Source organism: Caballeronia arvi, from assembly GCF_001544695.2.
GTDB lineage: Bacteria > Pseudomonadota > Gammaproteobacteria > Burkholderiales > Burkholderiaceae > Caballeronia > Caballeronia arvi.
The window spans coordinates 34,128-49,664 of record NZ_FCOM02000041.1 but is presented as its reverse complement, the minus strand read 5'-3'; the positions used below and the strand labels follow the sequence as shown (position 1 = coordinate 49,664).

Sequence of the window (15,537 nt, the reverse complement as noted above, 5' to 3'; positions counted from 1 at the left end):
TTCATGTCACCAGCGCCGTATAAGCATCGTCAAGGTTGTTGCGGACAGGAATCGCCAGCTTCTTCCATCGATACATCCGCGCATACTCTTTTGCCTTCTCGCCATCGGCCTCCGACTTGGCCAACGCACGATAGTCGATGCCATCGTCGATCAGCTCCGTGAAGCTCATGCGTTTGGCGGCAAGATAACCATAGATCTCGCTTTCGAAAAGATATGCGTTTTCGCTGATGCGTGCTTTCCCCGTTTTTTTGACATAGTTGAATATCGCGGCGATCTCATCCGCCGGATCGGTCGTAATACGATTGGGTAGCAATCGGACATTTTCTGCATCCACACCGATAGCGAATAGCGCTTCAACCGTTTTCAGACTTTCTTGCCATGCCTTTTGATCAGGCGTGACCGGTATGACGTATAAATCAAACTCGCGTTCCGAGTCAGAAAAACGCGACATCGATTCAAAAAACGCCTCAATGTTTGATGCACCCACATCGACAATGGCATCTTCCTCGAGTACTAACGCTTCGAGAAGCTCACCGAACTTTTTCCCTTGCAACTGAGAGACCTCTGACGCCCCGAGATCGCTTGCCGACTGATTGATCGTCTCCACCGAAAAGAAAGCGGCCTCAGGCATGCGCGGCTTTAATAAATGGTGAGCCGCGACCGTCTTACCAACGCTGCCACTGTAGTTCAGGACGGCAATCTTCATTTGCACCTCACTTAAATTTGTCGTCAAACTCGTTGAAATCCAGTTTATGGACATCAGCGAAATCTCTGGACGTCTTTATGCGATTTTTTCGCGGCGAGCTCTCCGAGGTGTGTTCCGTTTCGCGCGTACAAAAATGCTCTAAAGGGCCCGAAGCGTGCAGGTGTTTCGGGTCCTCAATGCCTTCTGGCGCGCTCTCGTTGTGTAGCTCCGCTTTTCCTGCAGTCAATCCAAGGGGAGGGCCAGTATGTTCAGTACTCGCCTTTTCCCTGTTCTTCGCTCTCGCGCGCTTCAGTGCCACACAGAACGCATCGAACGACAGTTTCAAGTGGTGATGGTCGCGTAGATTTCGCCAGAGGTCCTGGCGACTTGCACCCGAGTTCTGAGCGGCCTCGATTTCACTCAGCAGATTGCGGACGATAGCCGCATCACTTCTTGGCTTAAAGTCAAAGATCGTCATGGGCGAATCGCGCCACGTTTTGATTGACCGGTGATGTCCAACTGATCCTTTTCTGTACTCTAGGTGATCCTCTTTCGTCAGTCAAATCGATTTTCGCCATCTTGTGATCCCGAGTTGATCCCGAAATGATCCTTTGGCCGTTGAGCGTTTACTGCCCTCGCGCATTAGCGCGAGGGATCAGTCGAACGTTTCTTTGTGAACGTGGACAGAGGATAGAAGGCCGTCCTTCGAGCGAAATTTCCGGGTATGAATGCGCCCTTAAAGGCTATACACCATACGCAATGCTTCGCATTGTCTAAGTGATTGAAAACATGTATGTTTTTCGATCTAACGCGCGGCAGGCGTAAAACCAACGTTTTACGATCTTCCTTGAAACGCTTTATCTACGGTACTAAGCTGTAAAACTGACGTGATACGATGAGGCTGGCACATGCCCACAATCTGCATCCGCGTCACGGAGGCGCAAAAAGTCGAGCTCGAAGAGCGTTCGGTGCGCTTCGAGGGCAACGTATCGGAGTACATCAAAGACTCCCTTTTCGGGGATCGCAACCGAGAGGTCTTAGCACGCCTGGATGTGTTGGGTGAGCTGGTGGCTAGTGTCTCCGCATTGCAAACCGGAGGCAAATTCGTGCAGTCCGAGCCATCAACGACCATGCTTGCCGAAGCCCTGATCCTGCTGCGAATGTCGCTATCGCCCGAGAAATTACGATCGGCGCGTGCGGAGCTTGACCGGTTGAAAATCGAATCCTGGGAGCCGTCATCGGAGAACCGTCGTGGATGACATTCAGAAGCGTCAAACGGCATTTGCCGCAATGCTAATTTTGCCGCTTTTCGCATGGTTCATCACCGCCAAAACGGTTTATGGATTCACGCCTCAAACCGTCCGCGATGTCATGCCGTCTTTGATCCGTAACACGCCCAATCTGTGGCCCCTGTGGACGGCTTTGATGTTGGGCGAAGTTGTTGCGATTCTCGGTATCGTTTTGGCCGCTAAAGCCAGTAAGCAGCCCTTCAAGGGCGCCTCATTTTCAAAGTTTTATCGGGGTACGCAGATTGTCACGGCTCCGGAGTTGGCCCGGAAGACCGCCGAGAAAGGGAAACGACAAATCACGATCGCTGGCGTCCCCATGCCAACCGACGCAGAAAATACGCACGTCTCGATCGGCGGATCGACCGGTACCGGGAAATCGACCGTTTTCAAGGAAATGATGGTCGGCTGCCTGGCTCGCGGTGATCGAATGGTGGTGCTGGATCCTGATGGTGAATTCCTGTCGAATTTCTATCGCAAGGGCGATAAAATTCTCAATCCCTATGACGCGCGCTCGGAAGGATGGTCGTTTTTCAACGAAATCCGCGCGGATTATGATTTTAAACGCTATTCAGCGTCCATCATTCAACGCGCGGGCAGCGCAGATTCGGAAGAGTGGAACGACTACGGGCGGCTGCTGTTCGCCGAAGTGGCGCGGAAGGTTTATGCCACCGAGCGCCATCCGACGATGGATCAGGTTTTCGAATGGACAAATCGCAAAAGTCTGGAAGAACTCGAAGAATTTGTCGAAGGAACGAACGCACAAGCGCTTTTTACGGGAAACAGTCGAGCGTCAGGCAGCGCGCGCTTTGTGCTGAGTAACAAAATCCCGCCGCATCTTGAAATGCCGCCAGGCAATTTCTCGTTGCGGGATTGGATCGCGGACCCCAAAGGCGGCAATTTGTATATCACCTGGACGGAGAATACGCGCGCCGCTTTAGTCCCACTGATTTCCTGTTTCGTCGATACCATTTTCAGCAGCGTGCTCGGCATGAGCACTGATCCGAATCGGCGATTTTGGGTCTATCTCGATGAACTGGAATCGCTCGCGCGTTTGCCGACTTTGGGCGACGCGCTGACGAAGGGGCGCAAAAAGGGGCTGCGTGTCGTGTCCGGCTATCAGACATACACCCAGTTGGTCGATGTCTATGGTGAAAATCTCGCCGAAACCATGCTCGGTAACCATCGGACGATGGTGGCGCTTCCCATAGGCCGCATGGGCGAAAAGACGGCGGAGAAGATGGCGCGAGCGCTCGGCCAGCACGAAGTGATGCGACATCGCTCGGGACGCAGTCGCAAGACGTTTGGAGGGGCGGGCACCAGCAGCCAGAACGAGGAAATCAAACCGGAACTGGTCGTGCTCCCGTCAGAGCTGATGCGCATGCCGAACCTTGAAGGCTATCTTGCCTTTCCCGGCGACCTGCCAATTGCGAAATTCAAAACGGAGCCCGTCATCTACACCCGCAAGCATCGTGTGCCGGGCATGATCTCGCTCGACGGTGAAATCATGGGGGCGTCCTGATGCTGAACATCACGACGATCAAGCGCCAGAACGTCGGCAAGGTGGTGAACTATTACACCGACAGCGCGGACGACTACTACGCCAAGGACGGCAGCGCCATGCAGTGGCACGGCCAGGGCGCCGACGCCTTGGGCCTGTCCGGTACGGTCGAGCAGCGGCGCTTCGCCGGACTTCTGGACGGCCGGATAGACGAACACACTCAACTGCGCCGTACCACCCCGTCAGAGGCCCGCAAAGAGCGCCTGGGCTATGACCTGACGTTCTCCGCGCCGAAGGGCGTGTCATTGCAGGCGCTGGTCCACGGCGACGAGAAAATCATCGCCGCCCATGACAAGGCCGTTGCCGCCGCCGTGCGCGAGGCCGAAATGCTCGCGGCAGCGCGCTACACGGTGAACGGCAAGACCAGCATCGAGCGCACCGACAAACTCGTTGTGGCGACGTTCCGGCACGAAACGTCGCGCGAAGTCGATCCCGACCTGCACACGCACGCGTTCGTGCTCAACATGACGCAGCGGCAAAACGGCGAGTGGCGCGCACTCGTCAACGACGGCATCGTCCATTCGCTAAGTCACCTCGGCAACGTCTATAAAGCGGAGCTGGCGAAGGAACTGGAGCGTCAGGGCTTTACGCTGCGCTATGACCGGAAGGGTACATTCGATCTCGCGCATTTCACGGAGCACCAGATCCACGAATTCAGCGGAAGGCGGAACCAGATCGACGCCAAGCTGGCAGAGTGGGGGCTCGACCGGAAGACAGCGACGCCCGAGCAGCGCGATCGCGCCGCCATGCAGACGCGCGAACGCAAGACCGACATCGACCGTGACGACGTACGCACAGCATGGCAGGCACGGGCGATGGAGTTGGGCATCGATTTCCATAGCCGCGAGTGGGCCGGCGTCGGCAACGATGGCCCTGGTAATGACAGCAGCGAGGCACGCAATCGCGTCCCGCAGATCGAGAAGCCGCTTGAGTATCACGCCGATCAGACCGTGCGCTTTGGCATCAAGCGCTTGACCGAACGGCAGGCGATCGTGACGGGCGAGGAATTGCTGGCCGTCGCCCTGAAGCACGGCTATGGGCGCTTGTCGGCGACCGACATTCGCGCCGCGATCGACCGCGCGAAGGACGGCGGTCACCTTATCAAAGAGGACGCCCTGTATCGGTCCATGAATCCGGCGCGCAACGTCGGGAAAGATGGAAAGGACGCGAAAGCCAAAACCGCACCGGAAAGTCCGGCGCTCACGCGCGAGCAGTGGATTGCCGAGCTGCTGAAGGGGGATCGCACCCGTGAGCAGGCTAAGGTGATCGTGGACAGCGGCATTGCCAAGGGCCGGTTGCAGGCCACAGGCACCCGCTATACGACGCACATTGCGCAGCGGCGTGAGCGCGACATTCTTGCGCTCGAGCGTTCCCGGCGTGGCAAGGTTGAACCACGCATCACCGCGCAGCAGATCGACGCCTATCTGGCAACGCGAATCCGCACCGCGGAGCGGGAAGGGCTCAACGTCGAACAGGCCCGCGCCGTCGCGCGAATCGCCGACACCACGAACCAGTTCATGGCCGTTCCGGGCTTCGCGGGCGTGGGCAAGAGTTACATGGTCAACTCAGCAAGACAATTGCTCGAGGACTACGGCTATCGGGTGACCGCGCTCGCCCCGTACGGCAGTCAGAAAAAGGCCCTGGAGGACGTTGGCATCGAGGCGCGCACATTGCAATCCTTCCTGAAGGCAAAGAATAAGAAGCTGGATGACCACACCGTCGTGTTCATTGACGAGGCGGGTGTCATACCGGCGCGTCAGATGCTTGAAACGATGAAAGTCATCGAGGCGACCGGCGCCCGCGCTGTCTTTCTTGGCGATACCGCGCAGACCAAGGCCATCGAGGCGGGCAAGCCCTTCGAGCAGCTTCTCGATGCTGGTATGCAGTCGACTGAGATTCGCATCATTCAGCGCCAGAAAAACCCGGAGCTATTGAAGGCGGTCGAACTCGCCGCAGTGGGCAAGGCTGCGGATTCGCTCGCGCATGTCACACATATCCACGAGGTCAAAGATTCGAGCGAACGATATGGCGCGATCGTGCAAGCCTACGCGGGATTGACGCCAGCGCAGCGTGCTGAAACGCTCGTGATCACCGGCACAAACCAGAGTCGGAAGGCAATCAACGACGGCATACAAGCGGCGCTCGGCCTGAAGGGCACGGGCCTGGAATACACACTGTTGGATCGGCTCGATACGACGCAGGCTGAGCGGCGGCACAGCAAATACTATGAGAAGGACGCGATCATCATTCCCGAGCGGGATTACCGTAGCGGCTTGCGGCGCGGCGAGCAATACACCGTGCTCGATACCGGTCCCGGCAACCGCTTGACCGTGCGTGGTCCGGACGGCGCGGTACTCAAGTTTTCACCGGCGCAGACCACGCAGCTTTCGGTCTACAAGCCCGAGCGCGCAGAGCTGGCCGTGGGCGACCAAATTAAGATGACCCGGAATGACAAGGACCGTGACCTGGCGAATGGCGACCGCTTTACAGTGAAGGAAATACACGAGCGTGAAATCATCGCGGAGGGCGGCGGACGGCGCATCAAGCTCGATGCCACGCAAGCGATGTATGCCGCTCTAGCGTACGCATCGACGGTCCACAGCGCCCAGGGACTGACCAGCGACAAAATTCTCATTAACCTTGAAACCCGCTCGCTGACGACCGCGAAGGACGTGTACTACGTCGCCGTGTCCCGCGCACGATACGAGGCCGAGATTTTCACCGATGACGGCAAGCGCCTCCCAGCCGCAGTGTCGCGCGAAGCCGATAAGACGGCAGCACTCGAAATTAGCCAGCTTCAACGCCACGCCGAGAAGGCGCACGCGAACAACGGCCCCGAGCACGCCAGTCCGAGAACTAAAGACACTGAGCGAAGCGGGCCTGATTTTTCGATCGGTGCATAAAGGATGAGGGGATGAACGCAGGTACGGCTCAATCATCGAGGGCTTCGGCGTCGGGCCGTATCGAGGTAGTCCGGCGCTGGCGAGCACACGCAGCACCGTCTCACGGTGCACGTGCAACTGCTTCGCGATGGTGCCGCAGGGCCACTTCTCGACGTGGTAGAGACGCAGGATCTGCGTCTCAGGCTCAACCGGAATCGTCATCGGGGCCTCCGCGATCAGAACGACGGTCGAAGGCAACGCCGTCGGGGCGAACATGATGGAGACCACGACGACGCACAAAGCCGGTTCGTACCAGCGGTGAGAGCAAGGTGCCGCAGAAACGACAGTTCAACTGAGGCGGCGCCGCCGGGCGAACGGCGGCGTTGGCGAGTGCAACGGCGTCGGCGCGGTCCGGTTGCAGTACACCATCGGCGGGGGAGTCAGGTGAACCGTGATGCGTCACGAATTGCCGCCGGACCCGATAGCGCCGGGCGCGTGCGGCATGTGCAAAGCGTCCGCGACGGGAACGCTGATAGCGTTGCCCGGCTTCGCGCACGCTGTCGCGGCGTGCATGGGCGGCGCAGTCGCGGCAGTATCGATTGCCACGGTCACACTGGCGGCAGACGAAGACCTGCGCCCGACAACGGGCGCACAGGTACAGGCGACCTGAAGGCGGCTGCATTGGCGGTTCCCCTGGAACGCCGAAGAGACGGGTCCAGTGAAGTCGACGGGCCGCGCGAGCAATGCGATACTGGCAGCTCACACGGCTCTCCGGCCGGCCAGAAGGCCTGCCACATGGAAACCCTGTGGAGGCGCGGTGCCGGACTGGACCTGGCAGTTGAGGCCGGCGTCGCGCCTGTTGTTCTTCCTTGGCAAACGCCTTTCTACCATGTCGCTGCCGCGACGCGATGCGGGTCGCGTCTCCAGTCGCCCTACGGGCTCTCTACGCCGCGACCCGCATCGTCGTCATATCACTCATAGCGCATTTACTGCTTCCGCTAGCTGGATTGTTCGCCCCTTGCCGCGACGCCGATATACGATGCCGCCCGAAAAGCGCGGAAACTGACCGCCATCGACACCATGAAATCAGTGCTCGGTGCAACGGCGGAATTCGGGCTCGGTTCTTCGTGGAATACGTAGTTCGGGTGAGGCTCATTGCGCCAAACGAGGCGGGACGTAAGCCCCGTAGTACGGACCGCTCTGCCCGGTGCCTGCAGTAATTTTGTATCCCGTTATGAGATGGCCCTGGATGTACTTGCCGCTTTTGTTCACAGAGTCGATTCGGAAAGCAGCGAAACCGACAATTGCGGCGTTCGACGACGACACCTGCTGCACAACAGGAATCAGCACGTTGGTGTTGGTAGGGACCGAATCGTAAATTGTTGCCTTGACTCCACTCTCGATCCAGATCGAATCGCCAATACCCAGTCCTACCGGGTTTCCGCTGCTGATGAGTCCACGTACGGTAGGGACATCGTTGTTGTCGGTTTGAAATGAGGTCCATTGCCCGGCAGCGCAGCCGCCACCGTAGGTCTGGCCGTTGCCGAATTGGAATGTGTAAACCTGCCCAGTCGACGGATCCACCTTCGGGGCGCCGGTTTGAGCGTCCCAGTACTGGTCGTAAATACACTTGCCGATCGCCACAGGGAATAGTCCACCCGGGGCAACATAGCCCGGCGCCGAAACCACGGCGACAGCAGTCGCCGCGACGGGACCACTGACCACGCCGAAAAGCGGCGCGAAGAAGAAACTAACAGGACCACCATTAAGTCCTGCCGCGCGCGAAACGGTGACTTGCACCGCCGGATTGTCATAGGTCCCGGGCGATATTGTCGATGCTTGCATGCCCGCCGGGGAACCCGTCAAGTTCCAGAACCCGCTTTGCACCGACGCAGTCGTCAACTTGACACCGTCCGAGCTATTCAAGCTGACCGCGCTTGCAGCATTGGCTTGTGCAACACTCCACTTCGGATTCGGATTGCCGGGAAGCAACGAGCCGGCGCCCGCGAGAGCGGCGGCATCAGCTGCGTTCTGCAATTCGTAACGGGCTACAAATACACGTCCGATGTCGATCGAAACCGCTGCGACCGCGAGCGCCGCGAGTATGCTGAAAAGCATCGCTACGCTCATCGCACCACGCTGGCGTCGATGGTGCGCAATGGCGCTCCGGGACCGACGAGGGCCTATACCTTTGACCCAGCGGTGATGAGTAGGGCCGGCATAATCGCGGCATCCCATGTGCGCAGCCATAGGTTATTCGTAATTCATGACCGCAGTTGCTTTCAACACTATCGGGTCGGTCAGCGCACTAAATGCCGAGCCGAGCAACAGGCCCTGATAAGTGTATGAAACCGCGACTTGGAGCGGGCTTCCCGAGATCGTTCCGTTCGGCTGAGTCACGGTGACAGTCGGCGAAGTCGCATTGCCGCCTGTGACGAGGCTGCCCTGCGCACTGGCGGTTGTGATGGCAATGATCTGAGACGTGCTAAGTGGCGGCACTTTCAGTACGGTCCCGGCTCGGGCGCCTGCCCGAGCCGCGTTCGTAATTGCGGCCTTGTCGTAGAGGATCAAACTGCCGTCGATGATCCCGACCAGGACCATGATCAAAAATGGCAGCAGAATAACGAATTCCAGCGCCACACTACCCGAATCGGAGCGGAGCAGCCTGAGAGTACGACGCCCCCGGACGCCGCCGACGTATTTCGTGTCGCCGTGCTTTCCCATTCTAGTGCCGTATGTATTAACAGCGTCAGCAAAGCTTTGCTTTTGCATTCGAGTGTATTACATTGCTTTCGGTCGTAAAGCCTCGATTTGGCGGCTAACTAAGCCGCCCCTGAGAGCAAATCAGTTCCGTGACGTTGCGAGGAGCTGTGAGTCAATCGCTTTCGACACTGACCTTAATAACGGCCGGCCCAGATAAAACTTTAGGATAGGCGACCGCACAGTGCCTGTAACAGAGCTCAACCCTGTGCGACAAGCGTTCTGGACCTCTGCGTATGAAGAGGTTTGAATCGTGCGTGCCTCCACACGTCGCATCTCCCGCGAGACGCCCTCGGAATTCGGAAGCATGCGAACGATCGCTTTTGCTATTTGGTAAGCGGTCGCGCACAAGCTTTCGACCTTCCAATTGGCCCGCGTCCTGAATGACCGAAAGTGACATCACGGCCAACAAGGTTGCATTCGTCAAGTCAACAGACGATGGTGCCACCTGGACGAAGCCTCAGATCATCGCCGACCTGCGGACCGTCGGCGTGACTGATCCCAGAGATCCGAATGTGTTGTTGCGTACCGGCGACATCATTCCCGAGCCGGCGATCGACCCGGCAACAGGCCATCTTTACGTTGTTTGGCAGGACTCGCGCTTCAGTGGCGGCCATTTCGACGAGATTGTAATGTCGACCTCCACCGACGGCGGTAACACATGGAGTGCGCCGATTCGCGTAAACACGCCGAAAGGGCGAGCAGCGTTCAATCCGTCGATTCGCGTCAACTCTGTTGGCACCGTGGGCGTCACCTATTATGATTTCCGCGACCTCCAGACTGGCAATTCGAGTTTGCTGACTGGCATCTGGATCACCAAATCGAGCAATGGCGGGCAGAGCTTTGGAGGTGATAAGCAGCGTGTTGCCGGTCCGTTTGATATGAAAACGGACCCGAACGCGGAAGGCCTCTTCGTGGGCGACTATCAGGGTCTTGACGTTAGGGGAACGACGTTTCTACCGTTCTTTGTACAAACGAATCCGGGCCCGGGCCTAAGTAATCGCACCGACGTTTTCTTTGCGCCTCCGCCTAGCCCTTGAAGTCGAGGTTGGGTGGAGCATCGGACAGCTGCGCAATGAGGTTCGCGCGGTCCGACTTTGAGGAGACGCGTCTCGCACTGAAGCGCGTCGTCAGGCAAAGGCCGCTCAAAAGATCGAAGCCCCGACTCGCGAGGAGCCGGGGCTTCAAGTTGCCAGCAACGACGACCGCCGGCATGACGAGACTATTAGTCGTTCGTTAGGCCCGTGTTATCGACTGGCGTGGCCGCGTCAGGTTTCTCCAGGGCGGGCGTATATTTGATCTCGCCGTTAAGATTGACGTTGCTGTTCTTGTCGACGACGCGCGACGCGATGATCGTGTTGTTCGTCGTTCCCCAGTAGCTGTTCGAGACGTCCAATACAAACGGCGTGCACGTGCTTCCAGCCGCGGTCGAGGCGGCGACTGAGCAACCCACTCCGGAGTACATCGTCACGGCGATCCTGTTGGCGTTAGTGCTGCCCGTCTTGAACAGGAAAGAATTCAGCGTGACGGCAGTGGGCGCATAGCTGGTGGTCCCCGATCCGCCCGTGGTGTCCGGTGTCCAGACCATCGCAGCGGAGGTGATCGTCAGCGGGCTCACCATGTCGACGAACAAATTGTTCTTGATGGTCGACGTAGTGTCGAAGAGCAGGCCTGCCGAATTGATGAACGTGTTGCGCTCGACGTCGGAGTTTTGACCGAGGTTGACCCCGTATGACCTGAGAGAGCGAACTCCGTTCGTCATGTCTTCGGTGACGCTTGCACGCTCAACCCGTGAGTCGAGCAATACGAGCTTGTTGGTGCTTCCCGTCGGCAGAGGTGTTTCATACAGGTCGGCATACTGGATCGAGACGCTGCCGCTCTGCGTATTGCTCACGCCAAAACCGTAAAGCTTTGCGTGCGCGGCGGACGAACCTTGAACCTTGACGACACCGGCGTTCGTAATTGGAGTTGCACCGATCTGCTGACCTCCTTCGCCCGTGCACGTCGCGCAACCCGTAATCCGGTCGCCCTCGACGACTGCGCCCGCCTCGATAGTCAGCGTGGCATTCGCTGCGATCTGGATACCGCTCGGCACGTAGTACGGCGAGTTTTCGGCGGTCCACGTCGTGTTCTCACGGATGATCGTGTTGGCGGCGATCACCGTTTTCGGGATCTCGTAGACGTAGATGTTGTGGTTGTTACCGTTCCAGCAGGCAGCGGTGACGTCCGTCGTGAAGCCTGATGTGCAAGCGGACGCAGCAGGCCTGCTTGCCCCGCCTGGCGCGCTCGCACCGGACGGATTGCTTGCGGGTGTGCCAGGATCGGCGGTGACCGGTGTGCTCGATGCGGGCGTATCCGGCGTCGACGCAGGCGTGTTCGGCGTATTCGTCGGCGTTATCGAGGGGGAAGTCGTAGCTGGCGTCGAAGCTGCAGGACTATCAGCGGCAGGTGTGGTCGCGGCCGGTGTTGAGGCAGACGGCGCTTCCGAAGCAGGTGACGATTGCGCAGTGGTCTTGGCGCCGCCGTCGTTGGAGCCACCACCGCCGCACGCGGCCAGTGCGACCGCAGTCAGCAAGGCAAGATAGGTCTTCATTCCCAATCCCCGGAGAAATTTATAAGTTTTTGATGAATGCGCGATGCGCCCGAGGATCATAGGTAGCGAAAGACTTGGTAATAGTGCGCTGCCTAACGAAGGCATACAGTTGCCTGACGCCAGGCCGGCAAGATTTTCCCGATGCGAGACCTTCAATCAGCTCGCGTTGAGCCTGGCCGCAAGTCGGCCAAACTCGTCGATCCCGAAATCGAACAAGTGCGAGAAGAACGGGATGATGTTCGGCAGCATCAGTTGCAGGAGCAACATGCCGACAAGCATCGTGACGGGAAACCCGATCGGGAAAATCCCGATCTGCGGCGCGGCGCAGTTGAGAATGCCGAGCGCGAGGTTGGCAATAAGCATCGCGGCTACCACCGGAAGTTCCAGCAGTGACCCGCCGAAACTATCATCCCGCCCCAGCCGGCGAGCGTGCGCCGGCCCAGCGCGCCAAGTTGGTGCGCCTAGACACTTCAGACCGGTTGGAGACACGCAGGAGGTTGTTGTTCGATAGCAGCGAAGCTACGCCGCCCCGTCTCGGATACTTTTGCTTGAAGTTCTCACCGCGCAGCCATCTGCGACGGGTCGATTTATCCTTCAATCGCGGAAGGTGCCGCGGTTGAACGTGATCTCAGTATGAACGGACTGTAAGGTCAATTAACCGTGTGCTGGCATCGACGGACGAAAGTCGTCAGCGGTCAATAACTCATTAACGCGTTCATAACTCCAATGACCGGTGTCAGGGGCGGAGGAGCCGCACGGCGTCCCTATAATCCATATGCCAATGGCCGAATTTGGCCTGACTGAGACCTTGCTGTCCTGCCTGCCGCCCAACCCTGCCGAACTTAGCCTTCGCTGATGACGCAATTACTTCGCTCCGGGGAACTCTTGTCTGGCAAGGCTGAGCGGGAGCGGGCATGGGTTCCCACGGCGAGTTGACAAAATTATTGGCGCAGGAGTGACACGAGTCGCTCAAGCAGAATATTTGCATCCCAGCCAGGCGGACGTACATACGAAGTCGAACTGCCGATCACGACTGCGGCGGCTTGTTGACTAGCGGCCGCCTCGTTTGGGTACTCCCATCGAAGTTCTGCAATGCGGCCCTCGCGCACGACTGGCGTGACGATGAAGAACGGCACGCCGGCACTGTTCAACGCCACGTCGAACCGGTGCCGCGCCTCGCGCTCAACTTTGCGGCTTGCCGATCCAGCCAATTCAGAGCTGCAGGTCTGGGGGCACGGGCCAATAAGAAGCGGCAAGGAAGCATCAGCTGACGAGTGTGAAAGTGTGTGAAAGAGAAGGTCCTCTGGCGCGGAACTGTGCCGACATCACATTTTTTGCGAGGATTCACCAGTTTGTATTAAATTTGGTGAAGGGACGACCCGGCCTGTGCGAGTCCATTCGCTGCTCATGGCAACGCTCCCGCTGTCTGAAGCCCGCGCCGAAGGCAAAGGCGCCCGACGAGATCGATCATGCTCAACGATGAAGAACTCGCTGCCGTCGAGTCCATTGCGCCGTTCCTGCTGAGCGAGGCAAAGACCGCGCTTGCTAGCAATGCGCGCTACACGTTCACGATGGAACTGCAAACGCACCTGCAGCCCGGCTTGCGGATTCGTTCACCAGAAAGTCCGTACGACGACCGAGACTCACCGCCTTTCCCGCTGGACTTATTCGTCGGCCTGCCACTCGCGGAGTTGCGCGCGCTCGCGAACGCGGACCAAACTGCGCGCGACGCGCTGGTGGCGCGCTTTGGCTCAAGCTTCGCGCCGCGATTGCTGCGATCAATCCAGCATCTCGCGCCGCACGACGTTGACTACGAGGCGGGCTGCCAGAGCGAGCGTGGAACCATTGCCGTGCTGCTGGAAGACGAGGGGTGATCACAGAAACTGCGGGCGAATGCCGACCGCCATCATAAGCTACTTCGCCGCCGCGTCGCGCGCGTGAGGCACCCTCCCTCGGCCACGTACGTTGAATCGGCCCGGCGGTTGTTGGGATCGACCTGCAAAGCGACCGATACCGATAAAACGATTCGCGGCTTGTGCATTGACCTTTCACCAAAATCTTACTGCATGCTGGTTTTCGCGCCTCCGTCTTACGGATTCTGTTGCGTCGAAGGCCAGATATCGCGACACAGTCGACATGGCAAGTCAACCGCCGCCCTCGGCATGCGCGTTGCTCATCACCAAGTTCAAAAGGAAGGAGACTGGTCATGAGCAGCGATCGTTCGGAAGGACCGGGCAGCACCGATAAGCCGCTCGGCGATGCGGGCAGCGGAGCAAGCGGTGGTGGCTCGCTGGGTAACCAGCCAGGACCGGGCGCCGCCACAGGCGGCGATCCCGCGCAGGGAGTGCGTCAAAGATCTCCCGGCGAGGTCGAACCGTCTCCTGCACAACATCGGTCGAAGCAGGAAGTCCCACCTGAGTCGGGCAACCGTCCCGAGTCACCCGGAAAAGACGACGCGATCAGAAGAGAGTGAGTGAACGATCGCTTGTTTCCATGTTGGCATCGAAAAGGCTCGCGATCGGCCGTTTCCTTAGGAGCGACACATCGACATGACGAAGCCAGCGCTCGGCATCGTCTATTTCGATTCTGCCGGCGGCATCATCGTCCGGCGCACTGATGGGTAACGCTGCCGCGCTCGCCGTTCGGCGATCACGACAACCCGTAAGAGGACCCCTACGGCCAAAGCGACACGCGCTCCCGCTGCCTGACTGCTTCCAATTAAACGCTTGAAATGAGCACCCTCCATCGGCGAAGAAACACGCTGTAACGCAATCGATGCACCCGAAAAGCGTGGTACGCACCAGAGGTTTCTTACTGCTCTGGGGGGGCGGCGCGGTCTCAACCTCGATGATGTGGCTGGAAATGCTCGCAGCCGCGTTGTTCACCTTCAAGGCTACGAATTCGACAGTAGCAGTGACGGTGGTCTCCGCGTGCCGGAGTCTCCCGCTCCTTGTTAAGCGGCGCGGTTATGGGCGTCATCGCGGATGCAATGGATCGCAAGAAAATAGTGCTGCTCGGATTGTTGCTGGCGAGCGCTTCGTCGGCGACAGTTGGAGTCTTGTCTTTCCTCGGGGTTCTATCGACATGGCACCTTGCGCCGCCGCGCTCGTGAGCGGTGTTGTCTATGCCACTGAGATGCCTGCGCGTAGGCGCATGATTGCGGAGACAGCGGGCACGGCGATGGCCTCCCGCGCGGTCGCTATCGACAGCATGACCAACTTCGCGACGCGATGTCTCGGGCCTCTGCTTGGAGGCTTGATCTACGGAGCACTCGGCGTCTCGACATCCTATTTCCTCTCCGCAACGGCGTCGCTTTGCGCCGCGGCGTGCATCTATCGACTTTCGTCCGTGCAGGCGCCGTCCGGGCGCCTCTCCCTGACGCGGATCCGCAAGGACCTCCAGGAAGCATGGCAATACGCGCTCAACAGTAAAACGATCATGGCTCTCTTGATCGTGACGACAATCACGAACTTATGCGGCTACAGCTATAACGTTCTACTGACCCCTCTCCGAAGGGAGACGTTCGACTTGTCGGCCACGATGATCGGCGTGCTTTCGGCGGCGGAGCCTGCGGGATCTTTTGTCGCCGGCGCGATCATTGGAGGCGCTCGCCTACGAGGGCGGTCCTTAGTCTGGTTGATAGCCGGATCGAGTGTGCTTTTCCTGGCTATTGCGATCGCTGGGTTCGCAAGTTGATCTGAGTGGGGCCATGTTGCGGCTCTAAAGTCAAGGCGTCGTGCACGAACTCTTCGATCCGGTCGCGCACATCA

Annotated in this window: 12 protein-coding genes and 2 pseudogenes; 7 read left to right on the top strand and 7 right to left on the bottom strand. The window is 58.8% G+C overall.

Annotated features, from left to right (window positions below):
• Position 1 precedes the first annotated feature (1 nt).
• Together stbB and AWB74_RS31200 are read right to left on the bottom strand one after the other, a co-directional pair.
• A complete protein-coding gene (stbB, locus tag AWB74_RS31205; RefSeq protein WP_061150484.1) occupies positions 2–706 on the bottom strand; it encodes a StbB family protein in 705 nt (234 codons plus the stop codon).
• Positions 707–713: 7 nt separating this feature from the next.
• Positions 714–1,163, bottom strand: a complete 450-nt coding sequence (locus AWB74_RS31200; RefSeq protein ID WP_061150483.1) for a hypothetical protein — start codon at positions 1,161–1,163, stop codon at positions 714–716.
• Between the two features lie 430 nt (positions 1,164–1,593).
• On the opposite strand from AWB74_RS31200, the gene AWB74_RS31195 reads away from it, so the two are divergent.
• The 4 genes from AWB74_RS31195 to AWB74_RS31175 all read left to right on the top strand — a co-directional run bounded on the left by AWB74_RS31195 (position 1,594) and on the right by AWB74_RS31175 (position 7,084).
• The gene (locus AWB74_RS31195; protein ID WP_061150482.1) at positions 1,594–1,944 is read left to right on the top strand and encodes a hypothetical protein; all 351 of its coding nucleotides are present in this window, start codon (positions 1,594–1,596) and stop codon (positions 1,942–1,944) included.
• Positions 1,937–3,493: a type IV secretion system DNA-binding domain-containing protein gene (locus AWB74_RS31190; RefSeq protein WP_061150481.1), complete on the top strand. Its 1,557-nt coding sequence runs from the start codon at positions 1,937–1,939 to the stop codon at positions 3,491–3,493. The genes AWB74_RS31195 and AWB74_RS31190 overlap by 8 nt, the downstream gene beginning before the upstream one ends.
• On the top strand, positions 3,493–6,435 hold the full coding sequence (gene mobF / locus AWB74_RS31185; RefSeq protein ID WP_061150480.1) for a MobF family relaxase: 2,943 nt from the start codon (positions 3,493–3,495) through the stop codon (positions 6,433–6,435). Before AWB74_RS31190 ends, mobF begins: the two co-directional genes overlap by 1 nt.
• Before the next feature lie 433 nt (positions 6,436–6,868).
• A complete protein-coding gene (locus tag AWB74_RS31175) occupies positions 6,869–7,084 on the top strand; it encodes a hypothetical protein (RefSeq protein WP_061150479.1) in 216 nt (71 codons plus the stop codon).
• Between the two features lie 482 nt (positions 7,085–7,566).
• On the opposite strand, the gene AWB74_RS31170 is transcribed toward AWB74_RS31175, so the two are convergent.
• Both AWB74_RS31170 and AWB74_RS31165 read right to left on the bottom strand, forming a co-directional pair.
• A complete protein-coding gene (locus AWB74_RS31170; RefSeq protein ID WP_061150478.1) occupies positions 7,567–8,544 on the bottom strand; it encodes a TadG family pilus assembly protein in 978 nt (325 codons plus the stop codon).
• 123 nt (positions 8,545–8,667) lie between these two features.
• Positions 8,668–9,138, bottom strand: coding sequence for a TadE family protein (locus tag AWB74_RS31165; RefSeq protein ID WP_061150507.1), 471 nt, complete (start codon positions 9,136–9,138; stop codon positions 8,668–8,670).
• Positions 9,139–9,578: 440 nt separating this feature from the next.
• Here AWB74_RS31165 and AWB74_RS31160 point away from each other — a divergent pair.
• A pseudogene (locus tag AWB74_RS31160) lies at positions 9,579–10,214 on the top strand (sialidase family protein); the annotation flags it as partial.
• Positions 10,215–10,399: 185 nt separating this feature from the next.
• Here the strand turns inward: AWB74_RS31160 and AWB74_RS31150 are convergent.
• The 3 genes and pseudogenes from AWB74_RS31150 to AWB74_RS45845 all read right to left on the bottom strand — a co-directional run bounded on the left by AWB74_RS31150 (position 10,400) and on the right by AWB74_RS45845 (position 12,978).
• The gene (locus tag AWB74_RS31150; protein ID WP_143749351.1) at positions 10,400–11,767 is read right to left on the bottom strand and encodes a hypothetical protein; all 1,368 of its coding nucleotides are present in this window, start codon (positions 11,765–11,767) and stop codon (positions 10,400–10,402) included.
• 156 nt (positions 11,768–11,923) lie between these two features.
• Positions 11,924–12,228: pseudogene (locus tag AWB74_RS31140) on the bottom strand (flagellar biosynthetic protein FliR); the annotation flags it as partial.
• Between the two features lie 480 nt (positions 12,229–12,708).
• On the bottom strand, positions 12,709–12,978 hold the full coding sequence (locus AWB74_RS45845; protein ID WP_143749350.1) for a hypothetical protein: 270 nt from the start codon (positions 12,976–12,978) through the stop codon (positions 12,709–12,711).
• 258 nt (positions 12,979–13,236) lie between these two features.
• Between AWB74_RS45845 and AWB74_RS31135 the strand changes: the two genes are divergently transcribed.
• The gene (locus AWB74_RS31135) at positions 13,237–13,641 is read left to right on the top strand and encodes a hypothetical protein (RefSeq protein ID WP_327362704.1); all 405 of its coding nucleotides are present in this window, start codon (positions 13,237–13,239) and stop codon (positions 13,639–13,641) included.
• 973 nt (positions 13,642–14,614) lie between these two features.
• Positions 14,615–15,463: an MFS transporter gene (locus tag AWB74_RS31125; RefSeq protein WP_235024746.1), complete on the top strand. Its 849-nt coding sequence runs from the start codon at positions 14,615–14,617 to the stop codon at positions 15,461–15,463.
• The last annotated feature ends 74 nt before the right edge of the window (positions 15,464–15,537 follow it).